Source organism: Bacillus spongiae (genome assembly GCF_037120725.1).
Classification (GTDB): Bacteria; Bacillota; Bacilli; order Bacillales; family Bacillaceae_K; genus Bacillus_CI; species Bacillus_CI spongiae.
Window position 1 is genome coordinate 1 of the sequence record NZ_JBBAXC010000002.1, and the last position, 25,040, is coordinate 25,040.

The window sequence follows — 25,040 nt, forward strand, 5'->3', positions numbered from 1 at the left end:
TTTATCAAACTTCGTTACGACATCATCTACTTTTTGAACCAATTGTTTGAGCTCTTCCAACGATAATTGTTCATCCGTTTCACGTTCAATTTCAGGTATGATTTCATTCTGAAGTAGTTCATTATATAGCTGATTTGACTTTTTAATTAAACTTTCATGGTAGTTCTTAATGGATTTCTTCCAGACGAAGGTAAATTTATTCGCATTCGCTTCAATCTTTGTACCATCAATAAAAATTGCTTCTTGATCAATTAGTTTCTCTTCGATTAATTGGCAACGGAATTGGACAAAACATTCCCGAATTAATTCTTTCACTTCTGGTTGAACACGGAATCGATTGATTGTGCGGTAGCTTGGTTCATGTCCTTGAGCTAACCACATCATACGAATACTGTCTTTTAATAGGGCTTCAATTTTACGTCCAGAAAAGACCGATTGTGTGTAGGCACATAAGATAATTTTAAGCATCATGCGTGGATGGTAGGCAGGACAACCTTCATTTCGAAGAAATGATTCAAATGCTTCATGAGGAATACTTTCAACTAAATGATGAACATGGAAGGCAATATCATTGATTTGTAATTTTACTTCTAAATCTAAAGGCAAAACTAGTTGATTCATGATATAATTTTTAAACATAAGGACCCTTCTTTCGATGAGATTTTGTGTGAGAACTCTATTTTATCAGAAGTGGTCCTTATTTTAATTCAAAAAATAAACAAAGCCGGTGAAATTTTACTTATTGTAAAATTTCACCGGCTTTTTCATCTCAGAGGTGGGTTTTGTCCCAGCCTCTTTTTGTATTGGGCCATTTTTCCAATGTTATGATATTAACTAGTATTATTAAGTGGTAAAATTAAGAAGGCGAATTTATTAGTTATGGAGGCTTAAATGATAATAGATACTCAAGGTATTAAGGATACAATTAGACATCGCTATCCATTTCTTTTAGTTGGATAGCATTTTGGAACTAGAAGAGGGAGAAAGAGCAGTAGGTATAAAAAATGTTTCAGCAAATGAGAATTTTTTTAATGGGCATTTTCTGAACTATCCAGTTATGTCAGGTGTGTTAATTGTAGAAGCACTAATTTTTTTTGCAATTGGTGATTAATATACATTAAGGGTAGTGCTATTTGTTTAACTAAGGGTATAAAAGCTAATGTTACGACAGAAATAAAATAACCTTTCACTTGTTGTGTTATTGGAGTCAAAGCACAGGGGTGTAGGACATACATAAGAAAATTACGAAGTAAACGACCAAGTATAGAATTAACAATAGTAAAGGGGGTTTCACATAATGATACGTATGTATAGTGAAAAGGACGATAAGGAGAAGTTGTTAAGACTAATAGAAAAAATGGGTATAGAAGAAGAGATAGGGGATATAGATGAAGTAATGACAAACTCTAAACATTTTCTTTTGTATGAACAAGATGGTATAAGAGGGTTTTCATTCTCATCTTCCTATTTGAATCATGAAGAGTCTATTGCTCAAATTAGTTTATATGTTGAACCGAAATATCGCTTAAAAGGTATTGGTTCTGAACTATATAAAGAAATGGAAAAGCTAATTTCTGAAACTAAATCTGATGTTTTGTGTACTTATATGAGTGTTGAATCAGAAAATCCAGTTGAATTCGCTAAAAAAATGGGGTTTGAAAAATGGTGGGGCTTTCGTGAATTGGTATATAGGGGAGGAGCTATTCCTAAGCCAGACATAGAGTTTATTAAATATGACGATCGGTTTTTTGACCAGTTTGTAAAAGTAGTACAAGACTCTTATTACGATTTGCGAAAAAAGAATGATATTAAACCATATCGCTCTTCAGAAGAAATGGTGAAAAAATACCAATTAAATAATAATGTGTATATAACCTTACATAATGAGCAAATTGTTGCATCAGTGACAACTAGTAAAGGAGAAGTAGATAATTTAATGGTTGCACCAAGTTACCAAGGAAAAGGCTATGGCCGTAAGGCTCTGCATTTTGGTATGAACAAGTTGCTAGAAGAAGGTTTCGAAGAAATTCGTCTCTGTTTTGTAGAAGGAAATGAATATGCCGAGAAATTATACACTTCTTCAGGATTTAAGCCACTTCATAATACGCAAGTTTATCGAAAGTTCTTGTAGAATGTAATTTTCGTTATTTAACAAATAAGGTCTTTACCGAACAATATAATACAAGTTACCTCGAATTCGAGTCTTTAACAATCGAGTGTGCTTATTGAATAGCACGAGTCCAAATTTTAATAAAGTAAAGAATTATCATATGAAAAAGGACACTTAAAGTCAAAATCCATTATTGAAGGGGGATATGATTTAGGGAGGAAGAGACAAACGGAATAGCTGTTTCTTCAATTTTGTTTGGTGCATTATCAATGATTACACCGTTTATCGGCATATTACTAGGTATAGTTGGATTAGTAGGTTCTTTCTTGGCACTAAGGGCGATTAAGAATAGCAGGAAAAATGAGGGCGTATATCAAAAAGGTGAAAGTATAGCAATATTTGCTATTATATTTAGTATTATTGGAATCTTATAGATTAAATTTTTTAAATTACTCTACAACAAATGAGGGTTTTTTGAAGGCAGTAAGGAATCTCTATTAAATATTGAATTCGAGTCTTTAGCAATAGGTTACGATGATTTTATATCACGCTATTCTGATTTAAAAAAGTTGTTGGTAGATTTGAGTTGTTTTGAAATAATCGGAATAAAGGTAAAGAGTAGAAAAGTTGAAGAACAGACTATTATGGTTTTCATAAATTAACTTTGAAATAGATTGGTGTGTGTATTAAATGAATAGAGTAGTTGTAGCATATGCTTTTATTTATAAGCAAGATGAGAATAAAATCCTTATGGTTAATAACAAGGGTGGAGGTTGGTCTCTTCCTGGTGGTGCAGTGGAACAAGGGGAAACTTTAGAACAAGCAGTTATTCGAGAGGTTAAGGAAGAAACAAGTTTAACCATTGAAGCTGCTGAAGTTATAGCTGTTAATGAAGCGTTCTTTAAAGAAAAGGGACATCACGCTCTATTTATAACATTTAAAGCTAAAGTCATTGAGGGAGACATTTCAATTGTAGATAGAGACGAAATTTCAGAGATAAAATGGGTAGATATACAAAGGGCTAATGAATTAATGCCTTATCATCCTTATGGAGTTGATAGTTTACTAAAAGCCTCTTCTCCATATACATTTCAAGGGTAATAAACCCTTCTCTTCCTTCAACTATTGGAGCATATCTATCTATTTGGGGGTTGTCAAAAAACTACTGTTTTTTTAAACATGCCAGTAAGCAATGGATGAGCATTGTTTAATAAGCAGTGAATGAAAAGGAAGTTTCTTATTCAAGCTCTAACTATAGTTCACTGGAAAAATATTATTCATCGAGGAGGAAATAATAAAAAAATCATACACAGTTTGCAAAGGTACTATTGGGGATAGGTTTTTTGTTATTTATGTCAGGTTTTGGTTCTAATGAAACAATAGGTATTGTATCAGGGGCACCTGATATTCTCTCCTCATTTTCCATACCTTTAATTGTCATAGGTTTAGTTCTGATGATTATTTCAAACTTCTTTAGAAATGGACAAAACCATTAGTTTATTTTCCTGTTCAAATTTTTCTTAAAGGTCGTTATTAACCTCTTTGTAGTATGAAAGTTTACTAGATAAAAAGCCATTTAACTCAAACTATATTTAATACCAACATGTTATTCAATTAGTTGATGTCAGCATAGAGGTGGAATATAAAACGGCAATCAGGTCTAGTTCTTTCTAAACGAAAGCCAACGTGGTAAAAATCCATTTATGAGGCAGTTGTAATCATATAATGAAATAAATAAAAAACACCCAGAGGGTGCATAGGATAAGACCCGATTTTTATAAGAATCATAATAGCGTCATAATGGTGTCATCTTGAAGTGAGTTTTCTTTCATTTCCACTTTCCCACTTTCGTTTTTTTCAAACGGTCCCTCAATATTGAATGTTCGAATTGCCAACAATATGAAAACAGCTAGTAATAGTGTAATAAAAAGAATAAAAATGACGGTAACTACTCCTTTGTTCTTTGAAGATTTCATCATTCTCACCTCATCCCTTTAATAAAGAACATTATTATATTTGTATGTGGGAAGTTTTCGAAATGTTCCTATTAATTTTAACGCTTTGATGTGATAAAATGAAAAAGGGCTCAAAATGATAAAGTAAAGCGGGCATTAAACACATGTATTTTGTTTGTCCCTTAACAAACCTTCATTTATGATAATTGCCTAAACTATAAAGCTATGTGTCACTCATTGTATTAGTTAGTGCTAACAGTCAATTTATCTCTTTAGATTAATTTTTTTAGATTTACATTTTATTTAAACCTTCACTATGATGAATTTACAATGATTTGATAATTTTAGTTATGTTGCAACATAACGAACTTTATATGTTTAGAAGAAAATGAAAGGGAATTATGAGCAACTATATAAAATTATTAGGAGTGGTGTAACGATGAAAAAATGGTTAATAGCAATGTGTTTTGTGTTCTCGACAATGAGTTTTATTCCAAGCAATGTTTCCTATGCAAATGAACAGTATCCGAATGATTTCAAGTTACTTCAGCACAATGTTTATTTACTACCTACATATATTACAAGCTGGGGGCAAGCAGAACGTGCAAAACTTATTGGGGAAGCGGATTATATGAAAGATCAAGATGCCATCATTCTTAATGAATTATTTGATAATTCGGCTTCAGAAGTATTACTTTCCAAGCTTAAAGAAGAATATCCAAACCAAACACCGGTTTCTGGTAGAAGCAAAAGTGGTTGGGATGAAACGCTTGGCTACTATTCGAATTTTGTTCCTGAAGATGGCGGTGTAGCCATTGTAAGTAAGTGGCCTATTGTAGAGAAGGTTCAGTACGTTTATGAAAATGGATGTGGAGCGGATTACTTTGCAAATAAAGGCTTTGTCTATGCAAAAATTCAAAAAAACAATCAATTTTATCATATTATCGGAACGCATGCTCAAGCAGATGATACTGGCTGTGGAAGTGGAGAAGATGCAGAAATTCGTGAATCACAATTTCAAGAAATAAGAGACTTTGTAGACGGAAAAAATATTCCTTTGGATGAAGTTGTGTTCATTGGAGGAGATTTCAATGTTATAAAGAATAATGACAAAGAATACGCTTCAATGCTAAACACATTAAATGTAGCACAACCAGATGAATTCGCTGGACATTCTTCATCTTGGGATCCTGAAACAAACAGTATTCTTGCTTATGAATACCCAGATTTTGGTCCCCAACATTTAGACTATATTTTTGTTGAAAAAGATCATGCTCAACCATCTCATTGGATTAACGAAACATTGAATGTCAAATCTCCGACATGGACAGCCGTGCTTAATCAATATAACGAATATTCCGATCATTATCCTATCGCAGGGTATGTAAAGTAGGGTAGCATAAAGATTGGCACATAGAATGTGAACCATTCTGTGTGCCTTTTTTAGTAGAATGGGAGGTAGTGAAAATGGTCTTGTTTTATAGTGATAAAGGATTTGAGACTTTTGCATACGTGTAGTTATGCGCCTCTCCCAACATTCTCATTGTAGTTACGGCTTTATAGTCCACTTTTTTTGTATAAAAAGCTTTTCGATCCTCTTTGACCTGCTCTACAGTGGTTCCTTCACTTTCTATTCGACTAAAGATACTTTCAAGTCTTTCCTTCACAATTTTCCAGAGCAAATCTTCCTTAACCTCACTAATCTCTTTTGATAATTGAAGAGCCAGTTCTCCTAGATGGTTTTGAATAACAGAATAAAATACTTTATTGCGAACGGATTGTAGACTAGATGTTAAAATGCGAGATTTAGGATGAAAGCTAGACAATTGGTAGCCAGCTTTTGTTATTCGCTCTTTATGGACACGAATTCCCTCCCAATCACGAATAAGAATTTTTACTGGAGTACCGTTTGGGTGGAATACAGCTACAGTATTTTGCAAATGGCCCTCTAACCCTATCCCATATTTAACAAGTAAGGCTATAACCCCATCAATTAGATTTTTTACATATTGATTAAAGAAAGAATAGACAGATTCCTCGATAGTGTCAAACTGATTGGTTTTATTATATCGTTCAATTAGTTCAACAATCACGCTTGGTTCCTCAGCTGAATTAGAAGTGAGGAGAGCTGAACCAACGATAGGAATTTCATCCTTATTGATATTATGGTAGAGGTTTTCTCTGACAACACAGGCTAGATTTTCACTTCGTTCTGTCTGATTAATCTCGCTATCTAATTGGTCAAGAAAATGTAATCCACCTAATTCGTTAATAGGGATAAAGGTTTTTTGATCAACTAAGCTGTCTTTAGTAAAAATTTGGGATAAGATTTTACTCATAAGTGGCCCATTATGTATTGTTTGTTCCGATAATGTACGTACTTCGCCTGTTAAATGAACATTTGTTGTTAATTTATAGTGTGGTTGAAGCCCTGCTCGATGGATAGGAAAAAGCGTTCTAAATGACATACCTGCATAATATAGTGATTCCTTATGAGGAATTTCAATGAGTTTTTTTGATTTTAATTCTGTAGAAAACATATTCGGTATCGTTTTTTCCAACTGCCAAGGGTGAATAGGGCATATGTAATAATCTTTAGTATCTTTTCCATATTGTTTTAACGTTTTTTCAAATGTTGTTTTAAGCCTTGGGTCATGTAAGAAAAGTAATTCGTTCCACTCCTCCTTTAAGGTAGCAGTCGAAGCAAGTGTTTTATGCAAAGCAATAAAAGCCATTGTTATTGGATTTTGAAATTCAGCTGAATATTGGAAGTTTTCACTAGGAGTAAGTCCTTTCCTCATTTTTGCTCCTGGATGACAAGGATGCCCCTCAATGACAGATTGTTCCATTAAAGAGTAGGAGCATTCCTGTTTTTCCGCAGCCTCTAGTAATGAACCTTGGTATAAAGTTTGTTTCCAGCTTTGCATAGCGTATGCATAAGCCAAATTTGCTGAGCTATTCGACAGATCCCTTTTAAACATTTCAATTATGTCAGGATTTCCAGGCCATCCTTCTTTTAATAGTAAATCAAGTATTTCTGAAGGATGAGAAATGAATTTCCTGTTTCCATCTTTAAATAAAAGTGTCACTGGGCCGCAAATTTCAACTCTCCCAAAGGCATATTCCTTATTAATAGGAATAATAAGGAAGCTATTATTGTTTTTAAAGAACATCAAAGCAAGTTCTTGATAGGAATTATAGGAATCAATACTTGATAGGTGTTCCAAAATGGATTTAGGTATAGAAGAATCAGCTTTCCACATGCCTCCCTCTTGATATATTTTTATCATATTGTCTTTTTGATTCATCATATTTTCACGAATAATAGACGAAATAAAACGGTGTAAAATACCGTTTCTTCCTTTTTCTATATGGTTTTTGAAATGATCTAATAAAAATGTTTTTTCCCTCTCTAAATAGAGAAGAATCTCTCTTTCATCATGATCAAGCTTTTCTAAAGTCAGTTGATCATCCTTCATATATTTCACCTCAATTTAAGTATTTACAAACTTGAGATAAGTTCGTATAATCTTCATTGTATGATAATGATAATCATTTTCAATTATAACGATAATTTATTAATTTGCAACTATAATTTGGAGGTGATTATCAATCGCTAAGTCGTTTTTTAGTAGCTCATTTTTTCTGTTCTTAGGCAATTGGATTGGTATTATTACTTTAAATTGGTATGTGTTTGAACAATTTCAAAACCCTATATATCTAGGGTGGATAAATTTCGCCAGGTTAGTCCCTATTTTAGTTTTAAGTGTTTATGCCGGCAAGATGTGCGACGTTTATTCTCCTTCTTTCTTAATCAAAGTATCAAATAGTTTTTCATTCATTTTAACTTTTATATTGACACTTTCCGTGTGTCTGGTCGATCAACTTCCGATTTGGGCCATTATCGGATATGCGGGGTTAAGAGGCTGTATAAGTGCTTTTGAAACGCCAGTTCGAAATGCCGCTCTACCAGACATGACAAATAACGGAAATAAAAGCAAAGTAGTATCATATTATTCTCTTGTTATTAATATATGTCGATCAATAGGGCCAGCGGTAGCGGGAATATTACTTGGAAACGGTTTTGTTATACTCTCCTTCGCCCTTCAGACTTTTTGTTACTTCTTTTCATTCCTTCTTAGTTTATTTATTACAATTCCAGCTAAGGGAGGACTGGTAGCGAAGAAAAAAGTATATGCATTTAAGGACGTAAAGGAATATTTTTCAATGGATCATACGGGTAGAGAGTTATTCAAGTCCTCCCTAATAGCCATGGTATTCGGCTTTTCGTATACAACCGTCCTCCCTGTTTTGACAGACTTTCACTTTCCTGGTGAAGCAGAGATGTTTGGAATAGCTATGACAATAGCTGCGATGGGAGCGATTGTAGCTACGTTGACTTTGCCAATAGTGCTTAACCATGTTAAGGAAGACTTTATGTGTTATGTGAGTCTATGCTTCTTTTCTATAAGTATCTTGAGTGTGCTCATTCCAATTAGGGAAATCTTATTTTTATCATTGTTTTCAATTGGATTATTCGGACAGTGGACTCGTTCTTCCAATCGGATTTATTTTCAAAATAACGTTCCAGATGAAAAAAGAGGAAGAATACTAAGTGTCATACTGTTAGACCGAGGATTGATACCGTTAGGAGCATTGTTGGTAAGCTTTCTTACAAGCTGGATAGGCATTCAATTAACTTTTGTTGTAATGGGGATTGGGACTTTCATGTCTACAATCAATTGGAAGATGTTCGATAAATCTAAAAAGAAGGTGACACAACTTGTTAATCGATAAATTTAATAATGAATTAAAAGCAAATGCCGGAATTATGAGTAGGCTGGCAAATAGTATTGTAAGGGAAGAGCTGCTTGGAAAAAATCTTAGGCTGTACAAAGAGGATGAACTAGTGCATAAGCCTCCCTATTCAAAGTATCATTCCTATTATGTTGTGGAAGGTGAAATGAATAGAAGTCTTCTTTATTTACCTGTAATAAGAGTTGGGGCATTTAAAAGAATAGAGTTTTCACATGAGTTTTATTCTTTCATTGATAATGAGTGGACCGTTATGACAGAGCTTTCAACCTTTGTAGATGTACTTACGAATCAATTTAATTTACCCATCACAAAGGAGTTAAAGAATGAACTAATTAATAGCCGAGATAATTTGGCAAGCTCCTATGAAGCACTTATTACAAAACAGAGATGGGTATTGCAAAAGAATCATTCAGTATTTAGAGAGAAGCCATCATCTTGGCTTCAATGGGTAGAATGGATGAAAAAGAATCACCAATTTGATGAACTGTCTTTTTCGGAAAGCATGGTCGTTGAGGGGCATCCGTTACATCCCTCAACGAAAGCGAAAATCGGGTTAACAGATGAAGAGGTAAAGCGATACGCTCCTGAATTTGAACAAGATATTCCTTTGTTATTCGTACTAGTGAAAAGAAAATATGTAACAGAAACAATGGCGAAATCTTGGGGGGGCCAGTCGCTTTTTGATCTTCTCCCAGGGCTTGAAGAGGTAAGCAAGGAAATTCAACCATCAGCGGAGATATTAGAGAATTATGTCCCTTTTATCGTTCACCCATGGCAATACGAAAAAATCTTATCCGAGTTTTTTGTACAGGAATTATTGGAGCATGATATCGTTCCTCTACCATATACATTATTATCTAAAGCAACACTTTCGTTTCGAACAATGAATTTACTTGAATTTAACTTTCACGTCAAACTTCCGGTACGTGTGCAGGCTACAAGTGCAACTAGAACGGTGTCGCCTCAGATTACAGTAGACGGTCCTAGATTATCCGACTTATTTGATGAAATCAAAGAAAGTGGGGAGCTAAATAATCTAATTGTCTTAAAGGAACAATATGGTGCTTTTTTCAACTCTAGTGCAGATGATAAAGATATGACGAAGGGAAGAAATTTGGCGTATGTTATGCGTGAAGATCCAAGGCAATATATTAATGAAGAAGATACTGCTTTTGTAGCAGCAAGTTTAACGGCAGAAAACCCTTATACAGGAGAGCCCATATTTATTGAACTGATGAAAAATCATTTTGGAGAAAGGGATATAACATCTGATATGGCAGCGCAATATTTGAAGGATTACGCCAACTGTTTGATCTCTCCGTTAATGTTGCTTATTCAAAATTATGGGATTGCGCTTGAAGGTCATATGCAAAATACCATTGTTTGCATTAATAATAATCGGGTTAAACGAGTGATTATTCGGGATTTAGGTGGAATTAGGGTTCATCAGGAAACCGTACAATCCCAATTTCCAACCTTCCATTTAGAAAGTTCTAGCTTAATGACTGAAGATATGAAGGAAGTGATTCGAAAATTCCATCATGCCGTCATCCAAAATCATATTGGTGATATCATATTTGTTCTATGTAAATATATCCCTCTTGATGAAACAATACTCTGGCGAGCCATTAGAGAAGTGATGGAAGCTTCTTTGAACAAAGAGTCTTCTAATTTTTCACTCATTCATAACGAGTTGTTTGCAGAAAAGGTTGAAACGAAATCCTTATTATCCATGCGGATTCAACAACAAGCAAAAGAATATATTTACACAAGTTTTAGCAATCCTTTATTAAAGGAGAAAGACAAAGATGCAAACTTATCCACTTATGCAAATTAATTTATCTAAAATTGAGCATAATGCAGCTTTAATTGTAAAAAAATGCAAGGAACAAAATATCAATCCTTATCTAGTAACAAAAGGAATTTCTGCAGATCTCCATATTTTTAAAACATTCATTGCGGCTGGATATCGACAATTTGCAGATTCACGTCTTCATAACATTCAAAAAATGAAGAAAGCTTACCCGAACGGGGAATATATGATGTTACGAATTCCAGGGAAAAGTGAAGTAGAACTAATTGTTGAGGTCTGTGATATCAGTTTGAATTCCGAATGGGAAACCATTTATTTGCTAGACAAAGCAGCTAATAAAATGAGGAGAAAGCATCGGATTATACTTATGGTGGAACTCGGTGATTTAAGAGAAGGTATTTATCCTAATGCTGTTTTAGAAATGATCGAAAAAATTGACTGCCTCGAAGCGGTGGAATTAGAAGGAATTGGAACGAATTTTGGCTGTTTTGGCGGGGTTTTTCCAAGTGAAGAATCAATTCATATCTTAACCGAGCTTGTTCGCAAAATTGAAAGGAGACGAGGAAAGCGTATACGTATTGTATCTGGTGGAAATTCAAGTACTTTACCGTTCATTTACGCTAAGAAATCACTTGGTAGAATCAATCAGTTACGCATAGGCGAGTCAATTTATTTGGGGGTAAGTACAATTGATGGCAGCCCGATTAAAGGCCTTTATCAAGATGCTTTCCAGCTACAAGCAGAAATCGTTGAGATTCATGTGAAACCAATGGTATCAAAACGGTTACAGACTATCAGTAAAATATGGAAACGGAATGTTGATGTGGAGGATATGCGTCTAAAAGCCATTGTCTCATTAGGGACACAAGATGTTGAGTTTCGTGATATTAAGCCGGTGAATCCCTTAATTAAAATTATTGGAGGAAGTAGTGACCATCTTATACTAGATATTTCGAAAGCAAAACCGATGCAAATAGGGGAAAAAATAGTCTTCACCCTTTCATATAAGGGAATGATGCGATGCATGACTTCACCATATGTTGGCAAGCGGTATTGGTATGACCGAATTTTAGATAGGCGATTAGGTGAGACGCGAAAAAATAGCTATAAGGGGTAGACAGGATAGATGTTTTATAATAATATCGATATTGATAATCATTATCAATGATAATGATTATCAATATTATTTACATAGAAAAGGGAGAAGGTAACATGTTGGGTAGACAATATATAGTTAGCTTACTATCAATATTTTTAATTAGTATTTTGATCTTAGCAGGGTGCGGAGCTCAAAGTACACAAGAAGGAAAAACAGCTGAGGAGAAGGAAAACACGGAGAAAATCATGATACAGCATGAATTAGGAGAAACAGAGATTTCAGGTAAACCTGAAAAAGTGGTTGTACTTGAATATTCTTTTGTTGATGCTCTTGCATCGTTAGGTGTCACACCTGTTGGTATTGCGGATGATGGAAAAAAAGAAAATATTATCACGTCCATATCTGATCAAATTGAAGAGTATACATCTGTGGGGACTAGAAAACAACCAAATTTGGAAGTAATTCATTCCTTAAAACCAGATTTAATTATTGCAGATTTAAAACGACATAAAGGTATTTACGAAGATCTTCAAGCAATTTCGCCTACGATTGTCCTTCCTAGTTTAGATGGAAACTACGAAGATAATATTGAGGCATTTCCTGTAATCGCTAAGGCGTTAGGTATGTCAGATGAAGCAGAGGTACGTTTAAAAGACCATCATAATCAAATTGAAGAATTAAGAGCTATGATTCCTTCTGATGAAGGCCGTTCTGTTCTTCCTGCAGTAGTTACTAGTAATGGATTCTTTGGTCACTCAGACAAATCTTATGTAGGGAGCTTATTTACTGATTTAGGTTTTACACATGCTATTACGGAAGAAGATGCTAAAGGCTTACAAGAATATTTGGATTCGCCATATTTAAAAATGAATTTAGAGCAACTAGTTGAATTTAATCCAGATATTCTCTTTTTAATGAAATCAGAGGATAACACAATCGAAGAAGAATGGGAAGAAAATCCTTTATGGGAAAATATTTCGGCGGTAAAAAATAATCAAGTCTATGAAGTGGATCGCAATACATGGGCTAAGTTTAGAGGGTTAATTTCATCTGAGTTAATAGGGAAAGATGCCGTTAATCATTTATATGAAGGAATTACAGTAGAATAATAAAATTGTAGAGGAGGAGAGGAAGGGTATCTTCTTTTTCTCCTCATGATAAAGCAAAGTAGCTTCCTTTAGGACGTGATGAAAGTGAACTCAGGTTATACCAACTCAAGTTTGTCAATCCAAAAATCAATAGATAAACGAAAAGGTCGGATATTATTATTTGTTGTAGGATTCATCTTATTACTAATTAGTATGACTGCTAGTGTTTCAGTTGGGGCATCAAGTATTACCTTTAGTGAGGTAATACAGTCACTATTAAACAATGGTCATTCAAAGGAAGAAATGATAATCCGTTCGATACGTCTACCAAGAGCCATTTTAGGGGCTTTAATTGGTGCAAATTTGGCCATTGCTGGTGCTCTGATGCAAGCGTTAACAAGAAATCCACTTGCATCGCCGCAAATATTTGGTGTAAATGCTGGTGCGTCGTTACTTGTAGTGGCATTCATTATTTTCTTTCCAAACATACAACCATCTTCTCTTGTTTATGCTGCTTTTATAGGCTCAGCATTAGGTGGGGGAATTGTTTATACAATGGCAAGTATTGGTGGCAATTTATCACCTGTTCGGCTAGCATTGGCGGGAATGTCAATTCATTTATTTTTTTCTTCTATAACAGAAGGCCTTATTTATTTTAATGAACAATCTACAGAAACCGTGTTATATTGGCTCGCTGGATCCATAGATGGTAGTCAATGGGCGGATGTAACGATTATCTTACCATGGACATTAACGGGGATAATAATGGCGATCATATTTTCTCGGTCTACTACTATCTTTAATTTGGGAGAGGATATTGCAAAGGGTCTAGGCCAAAAGATTGGATTCATTCGAGTTGTATTAGGTAGTACTGTCGTTCTATTGGCAGGTGCATCCGTTGCGGTTGCTGGCCCCATAGGTTTTATCGGGTTAATGATTCCCCATATTGTAAGGCGCTTTGTTGGAGTAGATTATAGATACATTATTCCATTTTCCGCGTTATTTGGGGCAATACTTTTAGTCAGTGCTGATGTCCTTTCTCGCTTTATTTCCTATCCTTTTGAATCTCCAGTAGGAATCGTGACAGCATTAATGGGAGCACCCTTTTTCTTATATTTAGCACGTAAAGGTGGAAAAGCATCGTGATGAAAGTATTAAATCAAAAGATTACCCCCATGTTATGGATTCTCCTACTTATCGTTCTCGTGGTTATTGTTGCAACGATTAGTTTAGGAATTGGGTCTGTATTTATTAATCCTATTAATGCGATTGCTTCATCGGTTAGCGAAGGTGATCATCATGACTTACTTCTTATTGCAAACTTTCGATTACCTCGAATATTGATTGCATTGCTCGTCGGTTCAGGTCTTGCGATTTCAGGGGCCATTCTTCAAGGGCTCTTACGTAATCCTTTAGCATCACCCGATGTAATTGGGATTACTAAAGGAGCAGGGCTGGCTGCTGTGCTGGTGATTGTCCTCTTTCCAAAATCTCCATTTGTCGTCATCCCCATTTCAGCATTTATTGGGGCGGGATTAGTGGCTATTGTCCTTTATTTATTTGCATATAAGAAAGGAGTAGCATCTTCAACACTTGCTCTTGTTGGGATAGCCCTTGGTGCTATTTGTAATGCAGGAATTCAGTATTTGTTAATTAAATTTCCTGTTGATGCAAATGTTGCCATGGTTTGGTTAACGGGAAGTTTATGGGGGAGAGGCTGGGATGAAGTAGTAGGAATCCTCCCTTGGATTATTGTCTTACTTCCATTGACCATTGTGTTGGCTATTAAATTAGATATCTTAAGTTTAGGTGGTGATATCGCTGAGGGGTTAGGGGAAAATGTTCGTAAAATAAGATTCCTAATGTTTGCTTTATCAGTAGCTCTTGCCGGTGCCTGTGTTGCAATTGTGGGATCTATAGGCTTTGTAGGCCTAATTTCCGCTCACATCGCAAGGCAGCTTGTAGGAGCAAAGCATAAGTATCTGCTCCCTGCATCTGCATTGATTGGTATCTTACTTGTCTTAATTTCTGACGATTTAGGAAGAGGGGTAAGACCTCCAGCTGAGATACCAGCAGGAATCATGACTGCCTTGATAGGAGCACCTTATTTTTTATATTTATTAATGCGAGAGAGTAAGGCCAGATAAATGAAAAAAGGACGTGAATAAATGGTTCGTTTAGCAGCAGAGGATTTATCACTAGGTTACGATACTGTTTCGGTAGTAGAAGATTTGACTATGTCCATTCCAGAAGGAAAGGTATCGATTTTGATTGGCGCTAATGGATGTGGGAAATCAACGATTCTCCGTTCACTTGCACGACTATTGAAGCCTAAAACCGGGGTTGTTTACTTAGATGGCAAAAACATTACCCGTGAATCGACAAAGGAAGTCGCTAAAAAGCTATCCATCTTACCACAGGGTCCACAAGCTCCGGAAGGATTGACAGTAAAAGATTTATGTTATTACGGTCGTCATCCATATAAAAGCCTTTTATCAAAAAATACTCAGCTTGATCATGACATGGTTGAGTGGGCATTAGATGCTACCAGAATGCTTGAATTCTCTGAGAGGTCATTGGATGGTTTATCTGGTGGTCAACGTCAAAGAGCTTGGGTGGCAATGGCTCTCTGTCAGGGAACGGATCTCATTCTATTAGATGAACCGACGACTTATTTAGACCTTGCTCATCAAATCGAATTATTAGACCTATTAAAAGATTTAAACAAACAATACAAACGGACGATTGTCATGGTACTTCATGATTTAAATCAAGCAGCGAGTTATGCTGATCATTTAATAAGTATTTCAAACGGAAAAATATATAGTGAAGGGTGCCCAAAAGACACATTTACTGAACAAATGATTAGTGAAGTATTCGGGCTGCACAGCCAAATAATCGAAAACCCTGTAAACGGCTCTCCTATGTGCCTTCCGGTTAAAGTCTGTGGAAAAGAGAAGAATCAGAAACTGTTAATGTAGTAATAATTACTACATCGAAAAAGTGAAAAAAATGACAAAAGTACGATTTTATAGAAGATAGAGTATGACGCTCTTAATAAAAGAGAAGCGTCATTTATATTTTTTGCTACTTTTATTTAAAGGTGAGCGTTAAATTACCCATACATAATAGTAGTCATTAGTAAAAGAAGATACACATTCTATCTCAATTTAAAGTCTTCTAGAATAGCGTTGAATTAATGAATAACGACAATAAAATGCCGATTCCTTTCTATATAGGAAATCGGCTTTTAGATATACGTTTGGATACAAAATCCACCTTTTGCACGGATATCCCTTATCGTAAGGAGGAAAGAGTTTTATTTTCCAATTATTATTATGATGAGGATTTATGCCAAAATGTTAAGGGTATCTTCTATAGATAGGTAGTGAATGTCTAAAAAATTGTGAAAAGAAAGTGCGAAGCAATGTTGAAATAAGAATTTTAATGGTAAAACAATTCAAAAAATATACTCTATTTTACAGTTGACATTGATAATCATTTTCAATTAAAATTATACCTAATAAGAATTTTTCTCAACAAACATGATTGGAGTGGTAGTATGTCTACCGTACAAGAAGTGATTCGTGAAAGACGTACAATTCGAAATTTTACAAGTGAAGATATTAGGACAGAAGTTATAATGGAATTATTAGAAGATGCTGTTTATGCACCAAATCATAAACTTAGGGAACCGTGGTCCTTTATTTTAGTACGGGATGAGGCTAAGAAACACTTGTATGAAGAAATATATGCAAGCTATCGAAGACAAGAGGTATCAAATAATCTTGAGAAGAAAATGGAAAAAATGGAAGTCTTCATAAAAAGTTGCCCGATTCACTTAATTGTTACGATGGAACAAAGTACTAAACAAAAGGTATGGGAAGAGGATTATGCTGCTACATGTGCTTTAATTCAAAACCTTCAGCTGCTTGGTTGGGATAAACAAATTGGAATGGTTTGGAAAACAAATCCGTATATTTATGATCCTGCCTTCTCCGAAGCGATGGGAATTCAATCCGATAAGAAAATAGTAGGGGTGATTCATATCGGAAAACCTGCGCAGCTCCCAAAAGCAAAAATTCGAAAAAAACCAAATGAATTAGTAGAAATTAGAACGAATTAGGAATGAGAATTAACCGGTCAGAGTGTATAAAGAGCGGTGGAGTCGTTTACATATACAACAAGGATACTGTTAATAAAGGGGAAATACATATTAGTTGTTCTTCTACTTATTCTTACAGGCGAAGCCTTTCAGACAATATACATGCTATTGTTTGAAGGCTTTTTAATTTTGTCTTATTAATGTTATTGGTGGTATTTCGACAGAAGAAGGTCAAAAACTAGTAATTAAGTAACCATCAATAAAAAAGAAGAATGACGTTAAAGTAATGATATGTAACTCAAACTACAGGAGAGGCTATAGAAATAACAAACTTTCCATTTTGATATTCAAATAAGAAAGGGACGCATAGTGTACTGATTTCTCCCTATAAAAATATGTAAAAGTGGGTGATAGGCTTAAATTGCATATGTTCGAAAAGAACCAGCTTTAAAGGTGATGACTTCATTCGGACTTTGATGACAACTTAGAGAATGGATAAGTAACAAAGCTTATTTCTTGATTAGCATTTTTTAAATGATAGAACTTCAGTTGGTGGAAATCTTAAAAATAGTTTCCTTGTTAGAGTTAGGGCGTTAAAAGGAGAAAACGAATGAAAACACTTAATAGATTTTAATATATATAAGGTTCTTTACAGCACTGATTTTCTCCCTTAAATGTTGTTCTTTAGTTGCAGAGAGGTTTCGTTCAACTTTTCATAAAAAAAAATAATAATTTCTCTTTTTCTGAAACCAAGTAGGCTTTTAACTCGTAAAGAATATTGGAAAAGAAAAAAAAGAGTAAGAAATGCAAAGTTGATTTAATACATGGTAGAATAAAAGATGTGAGTCAACTGAACTGAAACTAAAGGAGTGTACGTAAATGGCAATTTCTTTACAAAAGGGTCAAAGAATCGATTTAACAAAAGGAAATGCAGGTTTATCCAAAGTAATGGTTGGCTTAGGATGGGATCCTGTTCAAACAAAAAAATCATCAGGAATCTTAGGTGGCCTTTTTGGTGGTGGAGGAGCTCCACAAATTGACTGTGACGCAAGTGTAATAATGCTTCAAGATGATAAGTTTGTGTCAAAAAATAACTTAGTATATTTCGGGAATTTAAAGAGTGCATGTGGTAGTGTTATGCATTCAGGTGATAATCTAACTGGTGATGGAGATGGCGATGATGAGCAAATTTCACTAGATTTAAAGAATATCCCGACTACTATTAATAAGCTTGTATTCGTTGTAAATATTTATGACGCTGTACGACGTAAACAAGATTTTGGTATGATTCAAAATGCTTTCATTCGTGTTGTGAATTCCAACAATAATGAGGAATTATTGAAATTTAATTTGACTGAGAATTACAGTGGTAAAACGAGTTTAGTAGTAGCAGATATTTATCGACATGGTAGCGAGTGGAAATTCGCTGCGGTTGGAACTGGTACAAATGATGCAGGACTACAAGATGTCGTTCGTCGCTATATGTAAGAAAAAATAAGTGAATTTGAGGAGGAAATAATAATGGCAATATCACTATCTAAAGGGCAAAAAGTAGATTTAACGAAAACAAATCCAGGGCTATCCAAGGTGATCGTAGGTTTAGGATGGGATACGAATAAATATGACGGTGGGGTTGATTTTGACCTTGATGCAAGTATTTTTCTTTTAGGAGACAATGGGAAAGTAACGTCAGAACGTGACTTTGTCTTTTATAATCAATTAGAAGGTGGAAACGGAAGTGTCGTACATACAGGAGATAACCGAACAGGTGAAGGTGATGGCGACGATGAGAAGGTTAAAGTCAATCTATCTTCGGTTCCAGAATCTATTCAAAAAATAGCGTTTGTCATAACAATTCATGATGGAGAAAGTCGTAATCAAAATTTTGGTCAAGTATCAAATGCATTCGTGCGTGTTCTTAGTGAAGAGACGAATGAAGAATTGATTCGTTACGACCTTGGGGAAGATTTCTCTATTGAAACGGCTCTTATTGTCGGAGAGCTCTATCGTCATAATGGAGAATGGAAATTCTCAGCCGTTGGAAGTGGATACCAAGGTGGTTTAGGACGTATTGCAACTGATTTTGGTTTAGATGTAGGATAATAACCTATACAGGGAGTGTTTTCATGGGCATTCAGCTTTCAAAAGGACAAAGAATTGATTTGACAAAGTCGAATCCGAACCTTGTTAAAGGGGTTATTGGACTCGGTTGGGATACGAATCGATATCATGGAGGAGGTAGCTTCGACCTAGATGCTTCTGCTTTTTTAGCGGATGAGAACGGGAAGTGTCTGTATGATGAAGACTTTATTTTTTATAATCACTTAGCTCATGCAAGTGGGTCTGTCGTACATACAGGCGATAATCGAACAGGAGAAGGCGATGGGGATGATGAACAGCTGATCGTTGACTTCTCTAAAATACCTTCACATGTTCATAGAATAGGAATTACGGTAACGATTCATGATGCTGAAAACCGTAGTCAAAATTTCGGTCAAGTATCGAATGCATTTGTTCGTTTAGTGAATGATCACGATGGAGAAGAATTACTTCGTTATGATTTAGGTGAAGACTTCTCAATTGAAACAGCTGTTGTCGTATGTGAATTGTATCGACACGGACATGAATGGAAATTCAATGCGATAGGGAGTGGTTTTTCAGGTGGACTTGCTGCTCTTTGTCAAAATTACGGGTTAGAAGTGTAGAGGGTCGACCAGGCGAAAGCTTGGTCGACCATTAAGCTAGGAGGAAACATGTAGTGGAAATATTACAACAAATAGGAAATACGTATCTTTCATTTTTCGATTGGAAGATGTGGATTGAAGTATTATCAGATCCTGTATCTTGGGGACTTATTGGTACATTAGTTATTTTAGAAGGTTTATTATCAGCTGATAATGCACTCGTACTTGCTATTATGGTTAAGCATTTGCCAGAAAAACAACGAAAAAGAGCGCTCACATATGGATTGCTCGGTGCCTATTTCTTCCGATTTATTTTCATCGGAATCGGAATTTATATGATCAAATTTTGGTGGATCAAAGCGTTCGGAGCTTTATACCTTGCTTGGATTGTCTTCCAGCATTTCCGTGGAAATGGTGAAGATGGTGAAGTGAGAGGAATGAATAAAAATAGCTGGCTAGTTCGTACATTTGGAATGTTTTGGGCAACAGTCATTTCAGTAGAGATGATGGACATCGCATTTTCTGCTGATAGTATTTTAGCTGCCTTAGCGATTTCTGAAGAAGTTTGGATTCTTTTATTAGGTGGAATGCTAGGGATTTTAATGATGCGAACAGTGGCAAAGTTCTTTTTGAAATTGATTGATAGAGTACCAGAATTAGAAACAACTGCATTCATTTTAATTGGAATTATTTCTGCAAAAATGTTTCTAAGCCTTTTCCATATCGAAATAGAACATATCTACTTCTTCCTAATCATAGTGCTTTCTTTTGCAGCAACCTTTATTGTTCATTATATAAATAAATCAAAAGCTGCAAAGGAGGAAGTTGCTTCCACTAAGGAAGGTTAACGATGTATTGAAGGAGAGGGTTTACTTCTCCTTCTTTTTTATTTGATTTTTCAGTAAGTGGAAGGATGACGAAGGATGAAGCACTTTGACTATTTATCAGACCTCCAAACGAAAGGCGTTTTTTATAAGGAACCATCAGTGGTGACGAAAGATACGTCAAAGGATATTCTGCAATATTCACTAGGGGCTACGCTCTATATGCCTAGTATTCGAACAGATATATCAGAGGTCATTGTGTCTAGAAAGTATAAAGAGTTATGTTCGACCGTACTTTGCTTAGAGGATAGTATTTCGGATCAAGAGGTAACGCAGGCTGAAAGAAATCTTGTTCAACAATTACAAGCTGTCTATCTAGCTGTTGAGCAAAAGCACATCTCGATAGAAGAGCTTCCTTTACTTTTTATAAGGGTTCGGTCATCCGTTCAAATGAAGGATATTGCGGAAAAACTCGGTCAAGCTTTAAATCTTGTTACCGGCTTTGCCTTTCCAAAGTGTTCGGTCCATAATGCAGAAGAATTCTTACAATCCCTTATCAATATATCTGCGAAAAAAGAAACGGTTCTATATGCATTGCCAATAATTGAAACACCAGACGTTTTATATAAAGAATCAAGATTATCTGCTTTAACGAGCTTAAAAAGGATATTTGATAAATACGAAGATTTCGTATTAAATATTCGGATTGGCGCTACTGATTTTTGTGGTATTTATGGAATTCGTCGAGATAGTAATACTACCATCTATGAAGTTTCCATTATTAGAGATGTGATTAGTGATATCATCAACTTTTTTGGACGTAATTATACGATATCCGGCCCAGTCTGGGAATACTTTCAACAGTCACCGCGGATTTTAAAGCCTCAGTTGAGACAATCTCCCTTCATTGAAGGGTATGGTGAGGAAGGGCTATCCGTCAGAATGAATATGATTAATCACCAAATTGATGGGTTAATTAATGAAACATTGTTAGATAAGGCGAATGGCCTACATGGGAAAACAATTATTCACCCTTCGCATTTGCAAGTGGTACAAAGTCTTCAAGTTGTGAGTAAAGAAGAATATATTGACGCATTATCTATCATTGAAAATGTTGATGAAGGGGTTATTAAAAGTTCATTCGCAAATAAAATGAATGAAACTAAGCCTCATTACGAATGGGCAAAAAAAATAATGAAGAAATCTACTGTATTTGGGGTGTATCATGAAAAGCAAAGCTTTATCGACGTCATTACAGAGTCTAAGCAAGTTTCCTATTCTAGGTAATTTAGAGGTCGAAATAAATGTAGAAGAGAATGAATTACAGTTACCAGTTGAATCGCTATTTAAGATGGCAGCGAGAATAAATAAAAAAAGAGCATTTTTATTTGTTAGTAAAGTATTAGGAAAGCACTTGCGTGTTAATCCTTTGGACCCGCTCATTATTTCTGCTTTATTAGCATTACGATACCATGGAACAAGTGAATATGAGGAAAGAATGGTTCGTGCTTTATTATCTGATCAAACGAATCAAAAGAAAACCGCTTATGAAGCTTTTTTATCAAAAAAGATAGAGCTTCAGCAAGAATCCATTGTGGTAGGATTTGCGGAAACGGCAACGGCTCTAGGGCATGGGGTATTTGATAGTTTTTCAAATGCACAGTATATTCACACTACTCGAGAAGAGATATTGGGAGACAATCCTCTGCTAACTTTCGAAGAGGAGCATTCACATGCTGTAGATCAACGTTGTTATTCTAGCCATCATTTCTTCGAAAATGAGAAGCCAATTATATTAGTGGATGATGAAATGACAACCGGAAAGACAACGATTAATATCATCCGCGATATCCATGCGAAATATCCGCGTAATCAATATGGGGTGCTTTCAATATTAGATTGGCGCTCTGAGGAGCATATTGAAGCTTTTCGTCAGCTTGAGCAAGAATTAAATATTTCGATTCAAACGGTTTCTCTATTGAAAGGGTCCTTTCGTTGTTACGGGGAGCCATTATTAAATGAATTCACTATCGAGCAAGGAGATAAAATAAATTCTCTCCCTACTATAGATAGAGTCGATTTATCTAATGTATTTACTCCATCTTCTTTCGTCCCTATAAAAGGATCAAGAGCAAGCTATGTTCATGAATCTGGTCGGTTTGGATTAGACTCCAAAGAGGCTCTTCGTGTTCAACATGCATGCAAAATGGCTGCAGAAATGATCACCCGACAAGGAACAGAGGATGAAGTGTTATGTATTGGTACAGGTGAATTTATGTATATTCCAATGAAGATTGCTACCTATATGGATGGGAATGTTTATTATCAATCTTCAACAAGAAGTCCTATTCATTGTCATAATGAAGAAAGTTACGCCATTCAAAATAAAATCTCATACCTTAATCCAGAAGAGAACAATACGACACACTTTCTTTATAATATCGAATTAAATCGTTTTAATCATGTTATTTTATTTTTTGAACGCTCTGTAGAAGTGAAAAAAATGAATACGCTATTATCCTATTTTCATAAACAAGGAGTCCAGCGTGTGACAATAGTAGAATGCTCAAAGGATAAGGAGGAAGAGTCGTGCTCACAGGGATAAGACAGTTCGGAAGTTATCCTGCTGAAGATGTCATATTTTTATTAAAAGACCTCTCTTCCCTCTCAATCGAAACAGATACAGGACAACGAGAAAGAGCCATACAATCAGGAACCCATTATTCTGAAATGCTTCCAGTCGAATATCAACCATCTCAGGAGTACATGGAGTTGTACAAAACCTCTCTTCAACAGTCTAAGCAAAAAGTAGCAATAGCGGTTGGGGTTGTAGCAGAACAAATTTTACAAAGGCGCGGAGAGAATTTGGTTCTGGTCTCTCTTGCAAGAGCTGGAACGCCTGTCGGTGTACTTATAAGGAGATATTTAAAGCAGACATATAACCTTGAATTACCGCATTATAGTATTTCTATCCTTAGAGGGCGTGGGATAGATGAAAATGCTCTCCGTTATATATATAAGAAACATCAAGAAAGTTCGATTGTTTTTATAGATGGATGGACTGGTAAAGGTGCCATAACAAAAGAATTGACTAAGTCAATTAAAGTATTCAATGAAAAGTACAATGCTACTTTATCGGATGAATTGGCTGTTTTAGCAGACCCTGGTCATTGTTCAACATTATATGGAACGCGAGAAGATTTCTTAATTCCAAGTGCATGCTTGAATTCAACAATTTCTGGATTAGTAAGTAGAACAGTGATGAATCCAAAATGGATAGATAAGGGTGATTTCCATGGAGCAAAATACTATAAAGAATTAGAAAATCAAGATGTTTCCCTTCACTATGTAGACACGATTGCATCAATATTTAATGAAGTTACTAATAAAATTACGGCTCGCTTAAATAGTATAAAAGAAGAAGATATAACTCCGACTTGGGAAGGGATGTCTTCTATTCATCGCATTCAAGATCATTTTAACATTGAAACGATTAATCTAATCAAACCTGGTATTGGGGAAACGACAAGAGTGCTACTTAGAAGAATTCCATGGAAAATACTTGTTCAATCTAAAGATAACGCACAATTGGACCATATTTTATATTTAGCAAACGAAAAAGGGGTTCCTGTAGAGGAGTATCAACAAATGTCGTATACTTGTTGTGGAATCATTCAATCATTGGAGAAAATAGAATGAAAGTTTTTGGTAGTGATTTAGATCGAACGTTAATTTATTCTAAAAGAATGGTAGAACAATTCCCTACTTCTCAACAGCTTGTTCCTATTAAGGAGTATGGGAGCGAAAGTATCTCCTTTATCTCAATGCGAGCAAAGGAAATGTTACAATATATTCAACAGAATATGCAATTTATTCCAGTTACTACAAGAACGATAGAGCAATATCAGCGACTATCGTTATTTCAAACTGATATTATCCCAGATTATGCTATCACGAGCAATGGCGGACATATATTATATAAAGGGAAGCCTTTGCTAGAATGGGAGAGGATCATAACAGGAAAGCTAGAGAAAGGGATGCCTCTTGCGGTAGTCCAGGAAAAGATAGAGAGCTTTCTGAGTGAAGCATGGCTTCTGGATGTACGAAAAGCAGAAAACCTCTTCTTATATTGCATCATCGATCGAGCCTTATTAAAAGAAGAAACATATCAATTAATCAAATTGTGGTGTGAGGAAATCGGTTGGAATCTTTCTCTGCAAGGTAGGAAAATGTATTTGATCCCGAAAGCCATATGTAAATGGAAGGCATTTAAGTATTTAACTGAACAATTAAAATGGACAGAACGATATGCTGCTGGTGATTCTGTATTAGATCTTGACTTAATGAAAAATAGTACTTATGGGATGGCCCCACTGCATGGAGAAGTAACTCAGCATGATACAAGCTTAAAATTAACGATGAGTGAAGGAATTCATGCCGCCGAAGAAATTCTTGAATATATTATTCAGGTGTCAACAATTAATCAACAGCCTTCTCATATTTGAAGTAGTTTCTAGTACTAAACGGAAACTTTTTATTAAAGG

At 35.3% G+C, this 25,040-nt stretch carries 23 protein-coding genes and 1 pseudogene; 21 read left to right on the forward strand and 3 right to left on the reverse strand.

All coding sequences use genetic code 11. The features are described from left to right. The coding region (locus tag WAK64_RS02160; protein ID WP_336585293.1) for a transposase at positions 1–639 on the reverse strand (639 nt) is incomplete at its 3' end. 255 nt (positions 640–894) lie between these two features. On the opposite strand from WAK64_RS02160, the pseudogene WAK64_RS02165 reads away from it, so the two are divergent. The 4 genes and pseudogenes from WAK64_RS02165 to WAK64_RS02180 all read left to right on the forward strand — a co-directional run. Continuing rightward, positions 895–1,087 (forward strand): annotated as a pseudogene (locus tag WAK64_RS02165) (hotdog family protein); the annotation flags it as partial. A gap of 210 nt (positions 1,088–1,297) precedes the next feature. Next, a complete protein-coding gene (locus tag WAK64_RS02170; protein ID WP_336585294.1) occupies positions 1,298–2,131 on the forward strand; it encodes a GNAT family N-acetyltransferase in 834 nt (277 codons plus the stop codon). A gap of 248 nt (positions 2,132–2,379) precedes the next feature. Beyond that, positions 2,380–2,544, forward strand: a complete 165-nt coding sequence (locus WAK64_RS02175; protein ID WP_336585295.1) for a hypothetical protein — start codon at positions 2,380–2,382, stop codon at positions 2,542–2,544. 256 nt (positions 2,545–2,800) lie between these two features. Next, positions 2,801–3,211 carry an NUDIX hydrolase gene (locus tag WAK64_RS02180; RefSeq protein WP_336585296.1) on the forward strand — a complete coding sequence of 137 codons (411 nt, stop codon included), beginning with the start codon at positions 2,801–2,803 and terminating at the stop codon, positions 3,209–3,211. A 683-nt stretch (positions 3,212–3,894) separates the two neighbouring features. On the opposite strand, the gene WAK64_RS02185 is transcribed toward WAK64_RS02180, so the two are convergent. Beyond that, complete coding sequence (locus WAK64_RS02185; RefSeq protein WP_336585297.1) at positions 3,895–4,089, reverse strand: hypothetical protein; 195 nt, start codon at positions 4,087–4,089, stop codon at positions 3,895–3,897. Positions 4,090–4,504: 415 nt separating this feature from the next. On the opposite strand from WAK64_RS02185, the gene sph reads away from it, so the two are divergent. After that, on the forward strand, positions 4,505–5,458 hold the full coding sequence (gene sph, locus WAK64_RS02190; RefSeq protein WP_336585298.1) for a sphingomyelin phosphodiesterase: 954 nt from the start codon (positions 4,505–4,507) through the stop codon (positions 5,456–5,458). An 85-nt stretch (positions 5,459–5,543) separates the two neighbouring features. On the opposite strand, the gene WAK64_RS02195 is transcribed toward sph, so the two are convergent. Then, positions 5,544–7,544 carry an IucA/IucC family protein gene (locus WAK64_RS02195; RefSeq protein ID WP_336585299.1) on the reverse strand — a complete coding sequence of 667 codons (2,001 nt, stop codon included), beginning with the start codon at positions 7,542–7,544 and terminating at the stop codon, positions 5,544–5,546. 133 nt (positions 7,545–7,677) lie between these two features. On the opposite strand from WAK64_RS02195, the gene WAK64_RS02200 reads away from it, so the two are divergent. The 16 genes from WAK64_RS02200 (at position 7,678) to WAK64_RS02275 (ending at position 25,001) form a co-directional block, all read left to right on the forward strand. After that, positions 7,678–8,862 carry an MFS transporter gene (locus WAK64_RS02200; protein WP_336585682.1) on the forward strand — a complete coding sequence of 395 codons (1,185 nt, stop codon included), beginning with the start codon at positions 7,678–7,680 and terminating at the stop codon, positions 8,860–8,862. Further along, positions 8,849–10,720 (forward strand): IucA/IucC family protein, encoded by a 1,872-nt coding sequence (locus WAK64_RS02205; protein WP_336585300.1) that lies wholly within the window; start codon positions 8,849–8,851, stop codon positions 10,718–10,720. The genes WAK64_RS02200 and WAK64_RS02205 overlap by 14 nt, the downstream gene beginning before the upstream one ends. Beyond that, positions 10,692–11,813: an alanine racemase gene (locus WAK64_RS02210; RefSeq protein WP_336585301.1), complete on the forward strand. Its 1,122-nt coding sequence runs from the start codon at positions 10,692–10,694 to the stop codon at positions 11,811–11,813. Before WAK64_RS02205 ends, WAK64_RS02210 begins: the two co-directional genes overlap by 29 nt. A 95-nt stretch (positions 11,814–11,908) precedes the next feature. After that, entirely contained in the window at positions 11,909–12,904 is a 996-nt protein-coding gene (locus tag WAK64_RS02215; RefSeq protein WP_336585302.1) for an ABC transporter substrate-binding protein, read from the forward strand. Positions 12,905–13,021: 117 nt separating this feature from the next. After that, positions 13,022–14,029, forward strand: coding sequence for a FecCD family ABC transporter permease (locus WAK64_RS02220; protein ID WP_336585683.1), 1,008 nt, complete (start codon positions 13,022–13,024; stop codon positions 14,027–14,029). Next, on the forward strand, positions 14,029–15,030 hold the full coding sequence (locus WAK64_RS02225; protein WP_336585684.1) for a FecCD family ABC transporter permease: 1,002 nt from the start codon (positions 14,029–14,031) through the stop codon (positions 15,028–15,030). Before WAK64_RS02220 ends, WAK64_RS02225 begins: the two co-directional genes overlap by 1 nt. 21 nt (positions 15,031–15,051) lie before the next feature. Next, complete coding sequence (locus WAK64_RS02230) at positions 15,052–15,864, forward strand: ABC transporter ATP-binding protein (protein WP_336585303.1); 813 nt, start codon at positions 15,052–15,054, stop codon at positions 15,862–15,864. A gap of 581 nt (positions 15,865–16,445) precedes the next feature. Then, positions 16,446–17,009, forward strand: coding sequence for a nitroreductase family protein (locus WAK64_RS02235; RefSeq protein ID WP_336585304.1), 564 nt, complete (start codon positions 16,446–16,448; stop codon positions 17,007–17,009). An 858-nt stretch (positions 17,010–17,867) separates the two neighbouring features. Continuing rightward, a complete protein-coding gene (locus WAK64_RS02240; RefSeq protein WP_336585305.1) occupies positions 17,868–18,476 on the forward strand; it encodes a TerD family protein in 609 nt (202 codons plus the stop codon). Between the two features lie 33 nt (positions 18,477–18,509). Beyond that, positions 18,510–19,091: a TerD family protein gene (locus tag WAK64_RS02245; protein ID WP_336585306.1), complete on the forward strand. Its 582-nt coding sequence runs from the start codon at positions 18,510–18,512 to the stop codon at positions 19,089–19,091. A 23-nt stretch (positions 19,092–19,114) separates the two neighbouring features. After that, positions 19,115–19,693, forward strand: a complete 579-nt coding sequence (locus tag WAK64_RS02250; RefSeq protein ID WP_336585307.1) for a TerD family protein — start codon at positions 19,115–19,117, stop codon at positions 19,691–19,693. Between the two features lie 53 nt (positions 19,694–19,746). Next, positions 19,747–20,520 (forward strand): TerC family protein, encoded by a 774-nt coding sequence (locus tag WAK64_RS02255; protein WP_336585308.1) that lies wholly within the window; start codon positions 19,747–19,749, stop codon positions 20,518–20,520. Between the two features lie 75 nt (positions 20,521–20,595). Continuing rightward, positions 20,596–21,783, forward strand: coding sequence for an HpcH/HpaI aldolase/citrate lyase family protein (locus WAK64_RS02260; protein ID WP_336585309.1), 1,188 nt, complete (start codon positions 20,596–20,598; stop codon positions 21,781–21,783). Beyond that, positions 21,722–23,101 (forward strand): phosphoribosyltransferase family protein, encoded by a 1,380-nt coding sequence (locus WAK64_RS02265; RefSeq protein WP_336585310.1) that lies wholly within the window; start codon positions 21,722–21,724, stop codon positions 23,099–23,101. Before WAK64_RS02260 ends, WAK64_RS02265 begins: the two co-directional genes overlap by 62 nt. Then, the gene (locus WAK64_RS02270) at positions 23,086–24,195 is read left to right on the forward strand and encodes a cysteine protease StiP family protein (RefSeq protein ID WP_336585311.1); all 1,110 of its coding nucleotides are present in this window, start codon (positions 23,086–23,088) and stop codon (positions 24,193–24,195) included. The genes WAK64_RS02265 and WAK64_RS02270 overlap by 16 nt, the downstream gene beginning before the upstream one ends. Then, positions 24,192–25,001 (forward strand): HAD family hydrolase, encoded by an 810-nt coding sequence (locus WAK64_RS02275; RefSeq protein ID WP_336585312.1) that lies wholly within the window; start codon positions 24,192–24,194, stop codon positions 24,999–25,001. The genes WAK64_RS02270 and WAK64_RS02275 overlap by 4 nt, the downstream gene beginning before the upstream one ends. Positions 25,002–25,040: the final 39 nt, after the last annotated feature.